The organism is Paenibacillus sp. FSL H8-0283, assembly GCF_045040675.1.
Taxonomy (GTDB): domain Bacteria; phylum Bacillota; class Bacilli; order Paenibacillales; family Paenibacillaceae; genus Paenibacillus; species Paenibacillus amylolyticus.
In genome coordinates, this window is sequence record NZ_CP150295.1 from 1,580,485 (window position 1) to 1,597,152 (window position 16,668).

At 44.0% G+C, this 16,668-nt stretch carries 15 protein-coding genes and 1 pseudogene; 14 read left to right on the top strand and 2 right to left on the bottom strand.

Annotated features, from left to right (window positions below; genetic code table 11):
- Positions 1 to 181 precede the first annotated feature (181 nt).
- From MHI52_RS07000 to MHI52_RS07055, 12 genes and pseudogenes are all read left to right on the top strand, one after another.
- Positions 182 to 820: a 5-formyltetrahydrofolate cyclo-ligase gene (locus MHI52_RS07000; RefSeq protein WP_340389413.1), complete on the top strand. Its 639-nt coding sequence runs from the start codon at positions 182 to 184 to the stop codon at positions 818 to 820.
- A gap of 27 nt (positions 821 to 847) precedes the next feature.
- Positions 848 to 1,339 carry a cyclic pyranopterin monophosphate synthase MoaC gene (gene moaC / locus MHI52_RS07005; RefSeq protein ID WP_306068493.1) on the top strand — a complete coding sequence of 164 codons (492 nt, stop codon included), beginning with the start codon at positions 848 to 850 and terminating at the stop codon, positions 1,337 to 1,339.
- Between the two features lie 37 nt (positions 1,340 to 1,376).
- A complete protein-coding gene (locus MHI52_RS07010) occupies positions 1,377 to 1,862 on the top strand; it encodes a molybdenum cofactor biosynthesis protein B (RefSeq protein WP_017690080.1) in 486 nt (161 codons plus the stop codon).
- 214 nt (positions 1,863 to 2,076) lie between these two features.
- Positions 2,077 to 2,325, top strand: coding sequence for a twin-arginine translocase TatA/TatE family subunit (gene tatA, locus MHI52_RS07015; protein ID WP_036668966.1), 249 nt, complete (start codon positions 2,077 to 2,079; stop codon positions 2,323 to 2,325).
- Positions 2,326 to 2,403: 78 nt separating this feature from the next.
- Positions 2,404 to 3,186 (top strand): twin-arginine translocase subunit TatC, encoded by a 783-nt coding sequence (gene tatC / locus MHI52_RS07020; RefSeq protein ID WP_017690078.1) that lies wholly within the window; start codon positions 2,404 to 2,406, stop codon positions 3,184 to 3,186.
- Positions 3,187 to 3,585: 399 nt separating this feature from the next.
- On the top strand, positions 3,586 to 3,867 hold the full coding sequence (groES, locus tag MHI52_RS07025) for a co-chaperone GroES (RefSeq protein ID WP_017690077.1): 282 nt from the start codon (positions 3,586 to 3,588) through the stop codon (positions 3,865 to 3,867).
- A 73-nt stretch (positions 3,868 to 3,940) separates the two neighbouring features.
- On the top strand, positions 3,941 to 5,575 hold the full coding sequence (gene groL / locus MHI52_RS07030) for a chaperonin GroEL (RefSeq protein WP_036611259.1): 1,635 nt from the start codon (positions 3,941 to 3,943) through the stop codon (positions 5,573 to 5,575).
- Between the two features lie 381 nt (positions 5,576 to 5,956).
- Positions 5,957 to 7,618 carry an ATP-dependent nuclease gene (locus MHI52_RS07035; protein WP_405158725.1) on the top strand — a complete coding sequence of 554 codons (1,662 nt, stop codon included), beginning with the start codon at positions 5,957 to 5,959 and terminating at the stop codon, positions 7,616 to 7,618.
- A 153-nt stretch (positions 7,619 to 7,771) separates the two neighbouring features.
- Positions 7,772 to 7,975 (top strand): annotated as a pseudogene (locus MHI52_RS07040) (TCP-1/cpn60 chaperonin family protein); the annotation flags it as partial.
- Between the two features lie 169 nt (positions 7,976 to 8,144).
- Positions 8,145 to 8,381: a hypothetical protein gene (locus MHI52_RS07045; RefSeq protein WP_017690072.1), complete on the top strand. Its 237-nt coding sequence runs from the start codon at positions 8,145 to 8,147 to the stop codon at positions 8,379 to 8,381.
- Positions 8,382 to 8,600: 219 nt separating this feature from the next.
- Positions 8,601 to 9,659, top strand: coding sequence for a flavin-containing monooxygenase (locus MHI52_RS07050; protein WP_405158726.1), 1,059 nt, complete (start codon positions 8,601 to 8,603; stop codon positions 9,657 to 9,659).
- 266 nt (positions 9,660 to 9,925) lie between these two features.
- Positions 9,926 to 10,273 (top strand): hypothetical protein, encoded by a 348-nt coding sequence (locus MHI52_RS07055; protein ID WP_340027216.1) that lies wholly within the window; start codon positions 9,926 to 9,928, stop codon positions 10,271 to 10,273.
- 272 nt (positions 10,274 to 10,545) lie between these two features.
- On the opposite strand, the gene MHI52_RS07060 is transcribed toward MHI52_RS07055, so the two are convergent.
- Positions 10,546 to 11,136 (bottom strand): hypothetical protein, encoded by a 591-nt coding sequence (locus MHI52_RS07060; protein WP_405158727.1) that lies wholly within the window; start codon positions 11,134 to 11,136, stop codon positions 10,546 to 10,548.
- Positions 11,137 to 11,383: 247 nt separating this feature from the next.
- Positions 11,384 to 14,506, bottom strand: a complete 3,123-nt coding sequence (locus MHI52_RS07065; RefSeq protein ID WP_405158728.1) for a glycoside hydrolase family 2 TIM barrel-domain containing protein — start codon at positions 14,504 to 14,506, stop codon at positions 11,384 to 11,386.
- 93 nt (positions 14,507 to 14,599) lie between these two features.
- Between MHI52_RS07065 and MHI52_RS07070 the strand changes: the two genes are divergently transcribed.
- Positions 14,600 to 15,466, top strand: coding sequence for an AraC family transcriptional regulator (locus MHI52_RS07070; protein ID WP_253506325.1), 867 nt, complete (start codon positions 14,600 to 14,602; stop codon positions 15,464 to 15,466).
- A 241-nt stretch (positions 15,467 to 15,707) separates the two neighbouring features.
- Positions 15,708 to 16,643, top strand: a complete 936-nt coding sequence (locus MHI52_RS07075) for a helix-turn-helix domain-containing protein (RefSeq protein ID WP_405158729.1) — start codon at positions 15,708 to 15,710, stop codon at positions 16,641 to 16,643.
- The last annotated feature ends 25 nt before the right edge of the window (positions 16,644 to 16,668 follow it).

Here is a 16,668-nt window from a genome sequence, read left to right on the forward strand (position 1 = left end):
CATGTAGTCTTTTTGATCAATCAATGATAAACTGAAAGAAGGCATGTTATTACATGAGGATTTTGCAGAAAATGAATCATTTTAACCATTTCAACAAGATGACAACTGGTCATAACATATAAATTGTTTTTAATGAGAGCTTTTTTCTACCTTCCCTATCAACAGGAGGTTATTCAAGGATATGCAGGATCATGCGGAACTGAAAAGTCAGCTTCGATCCAGACTGAGACAGAGCCGTGATCTGATGGATGCAAACATGCGTCAGCAGGCAATGACTAAGATTAACGCTGGAGTGAAGCGGGAGCTGGAGCGCCTTAGACAGGCCAAGAGCAAGGTTGTGAACAAACCACTCGTTATATTCAGTTATTTGTCCTATGGAGGCGAAGCGTCCACAGCTTTTCTGTTTCAAGAGGGCTGGAATCATGGAGATGTGATGTTTGCACCAAAAGTGTTGGCGAATCCACCTCGAATGGAGCTACGGCGAGTGACTGGAGAACAAGATCTGGAGCCAGGCATATGGGGGATACCGGAACCCAAGGATTCCTGTGAAGTCCTGACGCCTGATGATTGGCCGGATATCGATCTCATATTGGTACCGGGGCTTGGTTATGATCTCCATGGCGGGCGTATTGGTTATGGTGGCGGTTATTATGATCGTTTTGCCGAGACGCTTGCAGCAACATGTGTGATGACGGGCAAGAAACCGTTGATGGCTGCGATGGTATTGCCGGGTCAGCTACAGGAGGAGATCCCGATGGACCTGCTCGATCTGCGGATTGATCTGTTGATAACAACCGAAGGTATATTACATATCGAATAAAGGGTTGTGATGTGATTGAGTTCAGAAGTGAACAACGGCCAGGCTTCCGGTGGTAAACTGACCCATTTTAATGAACAGGGGCGGGCCCGGATGGTTGATATCTCAGGTAAGGAAATTACCGTACGTACGGCTGTGGCTGTAACCAAAGTGACGATGAATCCAGATACACTGGAAGCGATTCGGGAGGGCCGAATCGGCAAAGGTGATGTTCTGGCTGTGGCTCAGATTGCCGGGATTCAAGGCGCGAAGAAAACGTCGGACTGGATTCCGATGTGCCATCCGCTGGCACTGACGGGTGTGGATATTCGTTTTCATGATAACGGAGTGGATGAATTACACATTGAAGTTACTGTCAAAACCGAAGGCAAAACGGGTGTTGAGATGGAGGCGCTCACGGCTGCCTCAGCTGCAGCACTGACGGTCTATGACATGTGCAAGGCCATGCAAAAAGATATGATTATCGGTCCAACCATGTTGAATTCCAAGAGTGGTGGCAAAAACGGTGATTATAGCCGATAGGCAATATTTATTTTCATAGAGGAGAAGGGTGATCTTTATGGTGTGGAGAACAGCAATCCTGACAGCCAGTGACAAAGGAGCCCGCGGGGAACGTGAGGATACGAGTGCACAAGTCATTCGGGAGCTGGTGGAAGAAGAGCTGGGTGGTCAAATCGTGGAGTACCGTATCGTTCCGGATGAACCCGATGAGATTATTGCGGCTTTGATTGAGATGACGGATTATTTTCACGCCGATCTGGTGCTGACTACCGGTGGCACGGAGCTGGCCATTCGTGATATTACTCCGGAAGCGACCCGGCGCGTAATTGAGCGGGAAGTTCCCGGGATGGCAGAGGCCATGCGGTACAGTGTAATGAGCAAAAACCGTTCTGCAATGCTGTTCCGCGGGGTATGTGGCATTCGAGGGCGCACGCTGATTGTTAATCTGCCAGGTACACCAAAGGGTGTGCATGAACATCTGGCTGCCATTATGGATCAGCTTCCGGAAGCGCTGCTGATGGTTACGGGTCAGTTCAAGCAATAATCGAGCACGGACTCTGGGGCAAGATATCCGATTAGCCATGAACCGGTGTTAGATTGTTCTAGTGACATCTCTTATCTTATTTGTGAATTTTGCGGGTTATGTAAGTGGTTACATCTATGGTATGATGGGCTTAAATTAAGAACGCAGCAGAGACATCTATGAACATCTGGCCGAGTATGCGCATCTTCGAAGCTTGAGACGAGGAGGAATATCAATGTTTAGTTCCATTGGACCAACGGGCTTTATTTTGCTGGCCGTGATTGCATTGTTGTTGTTTGGACCCAACAAACTTCCGGAACTGGGACGTGCAGTTGGGCGTACCTTCCGTGAATTCAAAGAGGGCGCTCGCGAGATTATCTCTGAGGATGACTCGTCCAATCGCAAAGAGCAGGAGAAGGCGAAACCGCTGGCGGCTGAGAGCACACCTGCAGACAAGCCTGCTGATAAACGCCTGCCGGAATAATCTTGACGGCAATGAAAGAGAAATCCCTTCCTGCCGGAAGGGTTTTGTATTTTAAGCTGGCAATAATGGGGGGCAGGCATGACGCAGCAAATGGAAGAAATGTCGATTACGGAACATCTGAGCGAGCTGCGGAAGCGGCTGATCTACGTATTAAGTATTTTTGTGCTGGGACTGATTGCAGGATTTTTTGTGGCGGACCCGGTATACCAATATCTGACCAAGGCAGAGTCGGCAAAAGGTTTTGTATTACATGCCTTCTCGTTCTGGGACGGGATTGGCATCTATATGAAGATTGCAGGGTTGTTCTCACTTATTATTACACTGCCGTTTACGGTGTATCAGATCTGGAAGTTTGTTAGTCCAGGGCTAAAGCCGCGCGAACGAAAAGCGACGCTGAAGTATGTGCCCTATGTGTTTCTTTTATTTCTGACAGGTATGGCTTTCTCGTATTATGTTATTTTTCCGATGGCACTTGCCTTCACAACAGCGATAACGGAGAAGATGGGGCTTGTGGAGACCTATGGGATGAAACAGTATTTCAGCTTCCTGTTTGGCATTGTGCTGCCTGTGTCCCTGTTATTTGAACTTCCTTTACTTATTATGTTTCTGACAGGACTGCGGATTCTGAATCCAATTCGTCTTCGCAAGATGCGCAGAGTCTCTTACTTTGTTCTGATCTTCATTGCAGTGGTCATTACACCTCCAGACTTTATTTCCGACCTTCTGGTGATGATTCCCTTGCTCTTGTTATATGAGATCAGTGTGTTATTATCCGCAATCGTATATCGCAAGCAGCTTGCAGCCGATGAAGAGATCGAATCCCGCTACGTTCGTGCCGAGGATAAGAAACATGCGGGCTGAATGAGGATAAGCTGTAATGTGCCCGGAAAAGACGGTATGTTCTTATCCGGGCTATTTCTGTAGACTGCCGACAACACGACAGGACAAGCAGGCATATTATGTTCAACAATGGATACAATGGGGAAGGGACTGTCTGTTAACGTTGCAGAAGGGTTAAACAATTTCGTAGAATAAGATTAGTGAATTGCAACATAGAACCAGGCACAGCGGGTGTAAATTGGCTATGTTTGTGTAAATTCAACGTAAATTCTCGCAGGAATTCGTCAAAAGGACTTGAAATCATGCTTCAAGTTGAGTATCATAAAGTTGGTTGTTAGCACTGAACACTGTCGAGTGCTAATACATATGGCTACAACCTACAATGTAACGTTATATAATTTCAAAAGGAGGCTATTTTTCATGATCAGACCTTTAGGTGAACGCGTATTGGTAGAACCACTGGAGCAAGAACAAACAACTTCTTTCGGGATCGTACTCCCGGACTCCGCCAAAGAAAAACCGCAAGAGGGTAGAATCATTGCAGTTGGTGCTGGAGTATTGAAAGACGGCGTACGTGTAGCTCTGGAAGTGAAAGAAGGAGATCGCGTTATTTTCTCCAAATATGCCGGTACAGAAATCAAATTCGAAGGTAAAGAATATTTGATTATGAAAGAGAGCGATATTCACGCGATTCTCGACTAATTCAAATTTAATCGGATAACCGAACCATATAGCACGACCATTTTCCAACAAAAACTAGGGAGGTTTTCTTAACATGGCTAAAGACATTAAATTCAGTGAAGACGCTCGTCGCTCCATGCTTCGTGGTGTGGACGCATTGGCTAATGCAGTAAAAGTAACACTCGGTCCTAAAGGCCGCAACGTGGTTCTGGAGAAAAAATTCGGAAGCCCGCTCATCACTAACGATGGTGTAACCATTGCTAAAGAAATCGAACTGGAAGATGCATTCGAGAACATGGGTGCACAACTGGTTAAAGAAGTAGCAACAAAAACCAACGATGTTGCCGGTGACGGTACTACAACAGCAACTGTATTGGCGCAAGCGCTGATCACAGAAGGTCTGAAAAATGTAACTGCAGGCGCTAGCCCAATCGGTATCCGTAAAGGGATCGACAAAGCGGTTAAAGCTGCGGTTGCTGAATTGCAATCCATCTCCAAACCAATTGATTCCAAACAATCCATCGCACAAGTTGCAGCAATCTCTGCAGCTGACGAAGAAGTAGGCGAACTGATCGCTGAAGCTATGGAAAAAGTGGGTAAAGATGGCGTTATCACTGTAGAAGAATCCAAAGGATTCGCTACAGAGCTTGAAGTGGTTGAAGGTATGCAATTCGACCGTGGATACATCTCTCCTTACATGATCACTGATACGGACAAAATGGAAGCTGTTTTGGACAATCCGTACATCTTGATCACAGACAAAAAAATCTCCAGCACGCAAGACATCTTGCCATTGCTTGAGAAAATCGTTCAACAAGGCAAACCGCTGGTATTGATCGCTGAAGATATCGAAGGCGAAGCACTGGCTATGCTGGTTGTGAACAAATTGCGTGGTACATTCAATGCTGTAGCTGTTAAAGCTCCAGGATTTGGTGACCGTCGTAAAGCAATGCTGCAAGACATCGCTGCCCTCACTGGTGGCCAATTGATCACGGAAGAACTGGGTCTGGACCTGAAATCCGCTGTTGTGGAACAACTGGGTACAGCTCGTCAAATCCGCGTAACTAAAGAAAACACAATCATCGTTGACGGTGCTGGTAACAAATCCGATATCGATGCACGTGTTAGCCAAATCCGTACACAATTGGAAGAAACAACTTCCGAGTTCGATAAAGAGAAACTGCAAGAGCGTCTGGCTAAATTGTCCGGCGGTGTAGCAGTAATCAAAGTTGGTGCGGCTACTGAAACAGAATTGAAAGAACGCAAACTTCGCATCGAAGATGCCCTGAACGCAACTCGCGCAGCGGTTGAAGAAGGTATCGTATCCGGTGGTGGTACAGCGCTCATGAACGTATATAGCGCGGTTGCGGCTGTAGCTCTGTCTGGTGACGAGCAAACAGGCGTAAACATCGTCCTGCGTGCTCTGGAAGCACCAATCCGCACAATCGCAGCTAACGCTGGCGAAGAAGGTTCTGTAATCGTAGAACGTCTGAAAAAAGAACAAACAGGAATCGGCTTCAACGCTGCAACTGGCGAGTGGGTTAACATGATCGAAGCTGGTATCGTTGACCCTGCGAAAGTAACTCGTTATGCATTGCAAAACGCGGCTTCCGTAGCAGCAATGTTCTTGACTACTGAAGCAGTTATCGCTGACAAACCAGAACCAGCAGGTGCTGGTGGCGGAATGCCTGACATGGGCGGTATGGGTGGAATGGGCGGCATGATGTAATAAAGGTGTAAAAACCTTTAAAGCATCATGTGCCTGGCAGAGTGAATTCTCGTTACGATGTGACAAGAATTTGTGAAGCAGTCACTGTTACAAATTATAAATAATACAAAAACCACTTCTTAATTAAGGAGTGGTTTTTGTGTTGTTATTGAAATTATATTTGAGTATTTGTGATCTTAAGTTTTAGACTATTGCAACTAGTGATATTATCTGACCGTATTGTTAGGTTTTGGTAATTGTTGTAAATAAAATTATGTTAATCTCGGGGACAACGAAAAACATTTTTGGGTATTTTATTAAATTTAATGAAATAAATGTTAACTTAGGAAAGTTGATGTATAATGTTTCTTGTAGGTATATATTACTAAGGGAGATGATACTATGAGACTAAAAGAGTTTAGCGTAACAAATTACAAGGTTTTCAGTGAGAAATTCAGTATTCAATTTTCTAAGACTGATGTTGTAATACTTACAGGTAAGAATAACACAGGTAAGTCAACATTTCTGGAAGCTATCAATCAGTTTTTTCTTCCTACTGTAGCCAAAACTAAGATTCCGGTAGAGTGTTATTCTGCTCAGGACGAGAGTAAAGTAATAGAACTAGAGGCGGTTTTTGTAATAGATGAAAAAGAAGTAACTATTATCAAGAAGTATGCAAATGATAATGGTAAGTTTTACTACGAGAATAAAGAGATAAAGAGGGGACATGAACTGAAAGAAACTTTGGACGAGATTTTGGTAAATGCTCCATACTATATAACTCCTTATATGACAACGGATGAGATAGATAAACAGATTAATGATATTTATTCCCAGATTATCACTTCTGAATTGACGAAGCTTGAAAACGATGATTTAAGTGATTTTAAGCCTAAACAAGAGTATTTGGAACTAAAGAAAGCAATTCCAACTTTACTTGCACAATTGAAAAGTAAAACAGATCAGGCTTTAAAAACAGTCAGTGGAAATGTATCGCAAAATCTTCAATCACTCTTTTCTAATCAAGATTTAAAACTTATAGTCACGGGTGGAGAAAGCAATGGATTCTCTATATCAGACATAGTAAAATCAACCATTTCAAGCGTCACAATTGATAACAAGCAATTCCAAGGAATGCCTCTGTCTACACAGGGCACAGGAATTCAGAGGATGAGTTTGATTTATATTTTTCAAAATTTGATTGAACAGGGCTTGTTGGGAGCAAAACAGAATAAGATGTTGTTAATTGATGAACCGGAGGCATTTTTACATCCTGAAGCTGTTCGTGCATTAAGTAGTTCATTGTATGCAATTGGGAGTGAAATGCCATTAATTATATCGACTCATTCCCCCGTGTTAATTGATTTATCTCAGAACCATACATCTATTCAAGTATTTAGAATTGGGACTAGTAAGGCTGTAGAATTATATCAATCATCAAGTTCAGTTTTTGATGTAAATGATATTACCAATATGAAGATACTTAACTACGTTGATTCTTATATTAATGAGTTTTTCTTCGCTAAAGATATTGTTATAGTGGAAGGGGATACCGAATACATAGCCTTGAAACATTACATAAAAGATAAAAAATTATCCATTCATGTTATTAGAGCTAGAGGTAAGGGAACTATATGTTCTCTTATGAAGATTTTAAACCAATTCGGAACTCCGTACTGTGTTATACACGATGTGGATAATAATGTAAAATACGAACAGAAGACACTTAAGGCGCAGCTGACGAATTGTGAGAATATCTATAAGTTGAAGATGGACAACACTCGTATCTATGCTTCCATAGTTAATTTTGAGCAGGCAATTGGGCTTGGGGATATTTCGGACAGGAAGAAGACTGCAACAATTTACGGAATTATGAATGATGCTGAGAAACTAACAATTAAAAATTCCATTTACTCATTTTTCGACGGAGTATTTGTGAACAGAAAGACGGATATAACTGGTGTGAACATAATGCAAGTTACAAGCGCAAATCATTATCAAGAATTATTCTTGCCGCTTATTGATAACGAACATGTTGCATCGGGTACTGAAGATATTGGCTAATCAAGATTGAAAATAATAATTTGACTAGAGCTTACTAAACAATAAAATAGAGCCAATTAATGGTCACGTATTAAATTGAACGTTTTTAGTAAGGCTGCTGTAGCGGTCCAATAATAAAGTCTAGAAAACTCAGCTTAACGTTTCACGAAAACAGGCCAAGGCTTCAACGCTGCAACTGGCGAGTGGGTTAACATGATCGAAGCAGGTATCGTTGACCCTGCGAAAGTAACTCGTTATGCATTGCAAAACGCTGCTTCCGTAGTGGCAATGTTCCTGACTACTGAAGCAGTTATTGCTGACAAACCAGAACCAGCAGGTGCTGGTGGCGGAATGCCTGACATGGGCGGTATGATGTAATAGAGGTGTAAAAAACCTTTGTAATGCCGATTAGATGAAAGGCTCCCGAGAGGGAGTCTTTTTTATATAATTAGATTTGAAGCCCTGTGATTGAAACCTCGTTCCTATGGTTTCGTATGTACTGTGATACATAGAGAGCTTATCAGTAACGACTTGAGGAGGAAATGATTTGAGAAAGGGTACAAAGTGGACATTATGGATTCTGGGCTTGATGCTCGCTGCAATATTTATCAACTTTTTTATGAATCTATATAGCTTTGCTTATGCACTGATTACTGTGCTTATACTTGCCTTTATGGGGTGGGGTTTCTTAGCGAAATTAAAGAACGACGTTCGTCAGCATGAAGATTACCATAGAAGAGAGCATCAGTCTGCGAACGATGACATCGATAGATACACCAGGTAGAATTCAACCAACCTATCATACTTAGCACGTAGCATACATGAGAAGTTATAAGAAGCTTGCACTGAAATGATTAAAAGGCTCCCGTGAGGGAGTCTTTTTAATGGCTGATCTTGTAAAAGGAAGTAGTGATGTTTTCTTCTATTGCTAAACAGACAGTTGTTAAGTAAAATAAACATATGAACGAGTGCTCATATATTAATACATAAAACGATATTGGGGATGATACATATGTACGATGTATTGGTTATCGGAGCTGGGCAAGCAGGCTTGGCAGCAGGTTACTATCTTCAACAGTCGGGGTTAACCTTTTTAATCGTTGATGCTGCCTCATCTATCGGGGAATCTTGGCGTAAACGGTACGATTCCTTGCGTCTTTTTACCCCACGAATGTATGATGGGTTACCGGGAATGCCGCTTAATGGAAATGAAAATAGCCTGCCAAGCAAAGATGAAATTGCAGATTATTTTGAAAACTATGCTAAACAAATGGAGCTTCCAATAAAGTTAAACTGTAAAATCTCCCGTCTCTCGAAGCAAGATGAGGTGTACTATGCTGAAACCAATGATGGAACGATTGAAGCGCGCAATATTATCGTTGCCACGGGGCCTTTCCAGACCAAAAATGTTCCTCATTTTGCTAAAGCATTATCCGAGCATGTGATTCAGCTTCACTCATCAGAATATAAAAATATCTCTCAATTGCTTCCTGGAACAACAGTAGTTGTAGGCGGAGGCAATTCAGGTGCCCAAATCGCCGTAGAGTTGACATCAGATGATAAACAAACCGTATACATATCCATAGCTCGAAATATTACCTTTAGGCCTTTGCATATTATGAAACGAAGTATATTCTGGTATTTTGAAAAGCTCGGAATATTACGTGCAAGTGCAGATCGTATGGTTGGAAAATGGTTGAGAAATCAGCCTGAGTACGTATATGGCTATGAGTTAAAAGAATTGATGACCCAGGGAAAAGTTAACCTGCGCCCACGTGCCATTAATGCAATAGATGACCGCATCCTATATGAGGATGGTAGTGAGACACAAATAGACAATATTATCTGGGCGACTGGGTTTAAGCGAAATGATAGTTGGATCGATATCAATACTGCTTTTGATGCCCAAGGTGTAATTTTACACGAGAGAGGAGTCTCGCCGGTTGCTGGACTGTACTTTGTAGGGCTACCTTGGCAAACATCACGGGGTTCTGCATTGTTGGGATGGGTCAAGTACGATGCTCAGAGAATCGTTAGTCATATCAAAGGTAAGTCACATTAAACTATATAAATTGAACTAATCATTTACACGATAACGGAGAGGACAGAAAAAACCTGAAAAAGCAAAGCGTTCGCCTTTATCCCCGGATGTTCCCCTTCGGAAAAGGAATCAAAAAAATCTGGGGATAACAGCGATTGGAAGGTTATTCTGTCATCGTAGTGTCTGTGTAAATAACTTTAGTTCAACTTATATAGATTAGATATCAGGAATGATTAGCAAATATCATAACTCACATTTTTGGGTATATTCCTAAAAGGAGGGATATTATGAAATTATTTAAACTGCCAATGATTCTTTGTGTTATAGTGCTTGTATCTATTGTCTCAGCTTGTGGTGCGGATGATAGACTACACGGAAAGAGCGATAACTGGGATGTTTCTCTACAGAGATCAACAGGGAGCTATAGTATTACTTATATAGGTGATGAAAAGCGTATAAAAGATTTTGTGTTTGACCTTACCGGCAATAATATAAAACAACAGGGGAAGGCGCTTGAGGAGCAAGGGGTACCGTTCAGTATGTCGGGAACGGCTACTGAGGCGGAGAAAACGAAAGACCCGATTACCTTTAAAATGAGTTGGAACAATCAAAGCGAGACTGTAACTTTTGAGTGAAACTCGCATTCGGGAGGTGTTCATCATTGGTTTGGTGGCAACTATTAATTGCGTGGATATGCATTATCTATTTGATGATCACATTCAAAGACAGGATCAGTAAATGGATATTGTACCCTGTATCGCTGTTTTGTATTGTGGTTACTTTGATATTAGGACTCTTTAATCCCTAAAAAGAAGAGATCAAAATTAAATTTACCTAATCATTTCTATAGTACATATCACACGTTAGGCCGTTCCTTCATGGAGCGGCCTTTTTGCACAATCGCATCTTATCTCGCAACAGTTATTTCAAAAGTAGAGTGCTCAGAATCCTGTACGCTGAAGCGATATTCTAATCCGTTGCGAATAGTCGCTCCATCAAAATCAGACTGATTCACATCACGATCCAATAGACTGATATCCTGGATGACATCTTGTGCATCGTTATACGTGTACTCACTATTGGTTGTGAGAATGAGTGTGGCGATAGCAGTCATATAAATTCCACCTGTTGGTTTACGCGTATCACCAGTTGCGTATAACCTGACTTCCTGTATGCTCTCATCTGCATTCACTGCACCAACCAAACGCAACTCGTCATTGAATATATACTCGAAAGTGCCAGTGCCCTGCTCGGGAGAGTCTTGTATATTCAAGCGGGTAATACTCAACCCATTCAGTCGGTATTTGCCTACGGCGCCATTAAACTTGTTTTTAAATTCATCGGTAGTCATGTGGAGGCCCGAAAGTTCAATCTGGGGTGAAGGGGTCTGATCTATTTCAGACTGAGTAGAGTTCGAAGATAAATTAAGCATCCCATACAAACCTATTGAAGCAATCGCAAAACAGGCCGTTGTTAGAAAAATAAATCTGATTGGCAACCTATTACCTTTGCGAATAGACAAGATCATCCCAACAACAAATCCCAAAAAAGCGATAAATCCAAGAATGAAGAGAGTGGTAAACAGATATTGCAAATTCTCACCTCGTAATAGAGTAATAGCTGGTACAAATCTTTCTTGCACCTCATTCATTATAATGTTCCCATGACAAAGTTCAAACTCCCACTATTCACTGCCCCAACAAAAAAAGCACTGCCGGCATGCTGCCAGCAGTGCTTGCTTGATGTTATACAGGTCTTACCGTAAAGGTGAAGTGATACGCGCGGTTGGCTGGCAAGGTGTATTCGACATGGGTACGTGCGCTCCAGCTGTCATCTCCGCCAACACCCATTTGTTTGTAATTGATGCGGGCGACAGTCTGTGTGCTCTGAGGTAATTTGTACATATGGTCGTTTGCTTCCAGTTCTTCCGGTGTCCACGGCAACGCATTAATTTCAAAGGGTATAGTGGCTTCAACATGAAGGCCAAGCTGACCATCCGCTGACGTAATTTCTGCAAAGCGTACATCCGTTTTGTTACCACACTCTTGTGGTTTCAGATATGGAACAAATTGATCTCGAACCGCACCTGTGTAATAACCGAGACGTGCACTGGTTAGACGGTCTGCATAATTGTCATGCGGGCCTCTGCCGTACCAAGAGATTGTATCCAAGCGGTTATTCAGTTGCAGCAGCATACCAAATTCCGGTAGATCAGGTAAGCCTACGCCTGGAATAAGGGTTTGACTGATTTCCAATACACCATCCGCATCAATTCGGTATGTGATGGACAGCGTACATCCCGGATGTTGATCCCACGTATAATCGGTCGTTACAAGAATACTTTGTTCGTCTGCATGGTGCTCGAAGCGAATTAATCTGCTGGTAGCGTGAGCATCTCTCCAGAAGGCAGAACGCTCATTCAGGCGGTTCCCCATATCATTGTCTGTCATGGCTCTCCAAAAATTCGGCCGGACAGGTGCGAGCAATTGCTCCTGATTGTTAATCTGATAGGATGTTAACGCGCCAGTGGCTGGATTGAAGCTCAACGTGACTTCGCCTGTAGTCACTTTCAATTCATCTTGCAGCTCTTGTACCTGCGGTGTATTGCCTTGCCCTTGGTGTACCTGTTGGATTGGACGCAATCGCGGAGATACCACGAACTGATCCCAGGCAATCTCATGACCTACTCCTGCCCATTTGGTTGCCACTTTGGTAACCAGAGATACAGTCAGCACCGCTTCCTGGAACAGATCGGAAGATGGCGTATAAGGGATTCGGACTTCAACCGATTCGCCAGGAGGTACCGCGATATCCAACGTACCGTTCTCTACAGATTTGCCATCGTGAGTTACTGTCCATACGAGCGAATATTCGCTCAGATCCGTGAACAGGAACTGGTTTTTGATGCGCAGCAGGCCGTCTTTGACATCAACGGTTTCCATACGAACGTTCTGATAACATTTCTTCACTTCTTCCAGCTTCGGTGTAACCGTCTTATCGGCCAGAATGAGTCCGTTCCCGCAGAAATTGCCATCATGAGGGGATTCACCGAAATCGCCTCCATAAGCAAAATATTCTACACCGTCTGCCGTAGTGGTACGAATGGACTGATCGACCCAGTCCCAGATGAATGCACCCTGCAACACATCATATTTATCGAACAACTCCCAATACAGATGCAGACCTCCACAAGAGTTACCCATGGCATGGCTGTATTCGCAGATAATATAAGGTTTCTTCGGACCCTTCATGCGCGCGTATTGCTCCACATCTTGTGGGCTGATATACATTGTCGATTCAATATCGCTTGCCGAATCAGAAGGGCGATAATGGAAGGTGCCTTCATAATGAACGAGACGGGTTGGATCGACTTGTTTCAGATAATCGTACATGGCGATGAAGTTATCGCCGCCGAAGGATTCATTACCCAGAGACCAAATAATAACGGACGGATGGTTTTTGTCCCGCTGGAACATCGAGTTACAGCGATCTATTACGTTATTACGCCATTCCGGCTTGCTCGCGGGAATATTGTTTTCATTCATTTCCTTTTGCCCATAATCCCAGGTGCCGTGAGTTTCCAGATTCGTTTCGTCAATGACATAGAGGCCATATTCATCACATAATTCGTACCAGAGTGACTGATTCGGATAATGGGATGTACGCACCGCGTTAACGTTATAGGACTTCATCAACTCGATGTCACGGATCATGTCTTCCCGCCCAATGGCTCGACCCTTATCCGGGGAAAATTCATGACGATTGACGCCTTTGAACACAATACGTTTGCCATTGATTTGCATCAGGCCGTCCTTCAGTTCAAACTTACGGAATCCGATCCGGCTGCGAACAGCCTCCAGCGTTTCGCCCGATTCATTCTGAATGGAAAGCACGACCGTATATAGATGAGGGGTCTCGGCGCTCCATAGAAGCGGTTGGATAACCTCTGCTGACAAATTAAATGAAAGTTCATCCTCCTCGCCCTGGAAAGTAACGGCCGCAGTAAGTGGCTGCTTCAGTACAGTCTGCTGTTGTGCATCATAGAGCTGTGCCTGAACGGACAATCCGGCAGTATTCTGCGCGGCATTATGATTAAATAACTTCAAATCCAGCAGTAGCTCCGCATCCTGATACACGTCATCCAGTTCAGTACGAACAAAGAAATCGGCGATCTGAACCGGTGAAGGTGAATGCAGGTATACACCACGGAAGATTCCGCTTAACCGCCAGAAATCCTGATTCTCCAGCCAGCTCGCATCACACCAGCGATATACCTCCACAGCCAGCTTGTTCTCACCTTCGGTTAGATACGAAGTGATATCGAATTCTGCGGGTGTGAACGTATCTTCGCTATAACCGACGAGTTCCCCGTTGACCCATACATAAAAGGCGGATTCAACACCCTCGAAGTGCAGCAGGACAGGGCGGTCTTTCCAGTCAGCAGGAACAGTAAACGTGCGGATGTACGAACCCACCGGATTATAAGTTGTTGGTGCAAATGGTGGCTTCAGTTCAGGCTCACGCTCGACCCACGGGTACGTCATATTTGTATAGTGGGGATAATCGTACCCTTGTAGCTGCCAGTTGGAAGGAACGGGGATCTCGTCCCAGTCACTCGAATCATAGTTGTTCTCATAAAAGGATGTAATCCGTTGCTCCGGTGTCTCCGCAAAGGCAAACTTCCATTGACCATTCAGTGATTCGTACCATGGCGATGCGCTGGAATCATTGGACAATGCTTCTGTTATAGATGGAAACGCTACCATAGAAGCATGTGCGGGTAGACGGTTTAATTGAAAAGTCTCGGGATTATTGTTCCATTCCGGGTATCCATTTGCCGGAGGGGTGTGTACCAGTTTCTTTCGCATAACAGCAACTCCTTCTGAAATGTTATAATATTGTCATTATAGAATTGAATTGATACTTAGAGAATAAAGAATATTGCCCATATATATCACAATATGAAACTAACGATGGAGAAAGTGGTGTACTGGATGGATACCCGGATTTTTTTTGGTAAAACAGAAGAAGCTGCTCGCCTGCCGATCTATATGACCACGGTTGGTTACTGGGAACACCAATATGAAACCGAGCGTCCAGAGGGATTCCCGGATTATCAGATCCACCAGATTATTCATGGTCAGGGGAGACTGATTATACAAGAGGACGAGTATATCGTCGGACCGGGTGACGTTTTCTTTCTGTATCCCGATGTTCCGCATCGATATATGCCCATCAGTGACCGTTGGGAACTGGCTTGGGTCTCGTTTCAGGGGAGAGAGGCCAGCCAGTTATTATCTTATGCGGGGATAACCGGTTCACGCGTATGCAGACTCAGGACAGCCACGCTGCTGCGTGGCCTGGAGCAACTTCTGGTTAGAGGAGAGAATGGCGGTGATACGGATTACGCAGATTACGATGTGGAATGCTCCAAACAATTATATGCCCTGCTGCTGGATCTGAAGCCACTACTCATCGCATCCGCCAATTATAATGATGAACTGGAGCGCTTGAAGCCTGTGCTGCGTTATATCGCAGAGCATCTGGATCGTTCACTTTCCCTGAAGGAACTGGCCGATGTGGCTGTGGTATCTCCCCAATATTTGTGCAGGCTATTTCAGAGGGCACTCCATACCAGACCTGTATTTTACGTGAACCAGGAACGGATCAATCGAAGCAAACAACTTATGTTCAGTGAGAGAGAGCTTCGAATATATGAAGTAGCTGATCGGGTGGGTTACGAGAATGCCAGTTATTTCTGTGCGATGTTCAAAAGGCATACAGGCATGAGTCCAGAGCGTTTTCGCAAACTGCATGGACTGAATTGAAAGTCCGAATACTATTATTCATTTTGAATTTTGATCTGTTATTCATCCCAATTTCAGTTTCCATTAAGGTTGGGAAGGTAAGATAAGTCTTGTAAACCCCTTCTCGTGTTAAATAGATGTGTGACTGGCCCTATCGGATTGTCCTCCGGTAGGGCACTTTTTTTTCTTCATTTCTGCGGTTGGTGGTATGATAGATGAATACATAATGTGTAACCAACTCTAGTGACCGGAGGATGGAATTGTGGATCACAGTTTGCACCCGTTGTTTAAGCCTATTCAGATGAATGGAACGTACCCTAACAGTTATTATGTTGAGAAAATACCTGCTGCCGGCCTGATGGCTTATGTGGCCTGTTATTGGGAATCAGGATCTCTTCCGAACACACATGCGGATGTTGCTAAGAGAGAAGGTCCAGAGCGATCGATGATGACGGTACCTGCCCGGGTATTACCGGATGGTTGCACGGACATGCTGATTACATACGACCCGGTCTGTTCAAAGCACTCCTATGCTTACTGTGGCAATTATACACAGCCGTTCGCTGTACCTGAGCCAGCCGATGATGATTCCCCTGCTGGAGACTACACCTTTGGTGTCCGGTTCTTCCCGGGTGGAGCGCATGTCTTCCATGGCATGCCACTGGAGTGGTTTACGGATAAGCGAATTGCCCTTCAGGAATGTTGGCCGGAGAAGCTGAACGGGCTTCAGGAACGGATGGCCGAAACGAATCATTTTGCAGAGCGAGTAGAGGTTATGAATGCGTACTTGAGTCCGTTTCCCGTGCAGGCAAGCACATCGGAGAACAATGTGATGAAAAACGTGCTGCACCGCATCTTTATCGATGGGGGACGTATGAGTGTCCAAGAGCTGGCGATGCGTGAAGTGATCAGTGAGCGGCAGCTGCATCGCAAGTTCTCGGAGTGGGTCGGAATCAGTCCCAAACGATTCAGTGAGGTGGTTCGTTTTCATCGTGTGTTGAGTGATATTCATCAGGGGAACACGGCAGATTGGGCAATGCTTGCCCAGATTCATGGATTTTTTGACCAAGCCCATCTGATTCGGCAATTTCGCAAGTTTTATGGAGAGACTCCGTTGACGGCAGCTAGGGAGCATGGCAGAATGTTGTCCGATTTGTACAATAGATCTGTAGCACCTTCGGTTATACTGAAGTCGTGAGAATAAAAGATAAGGGAGACATCAT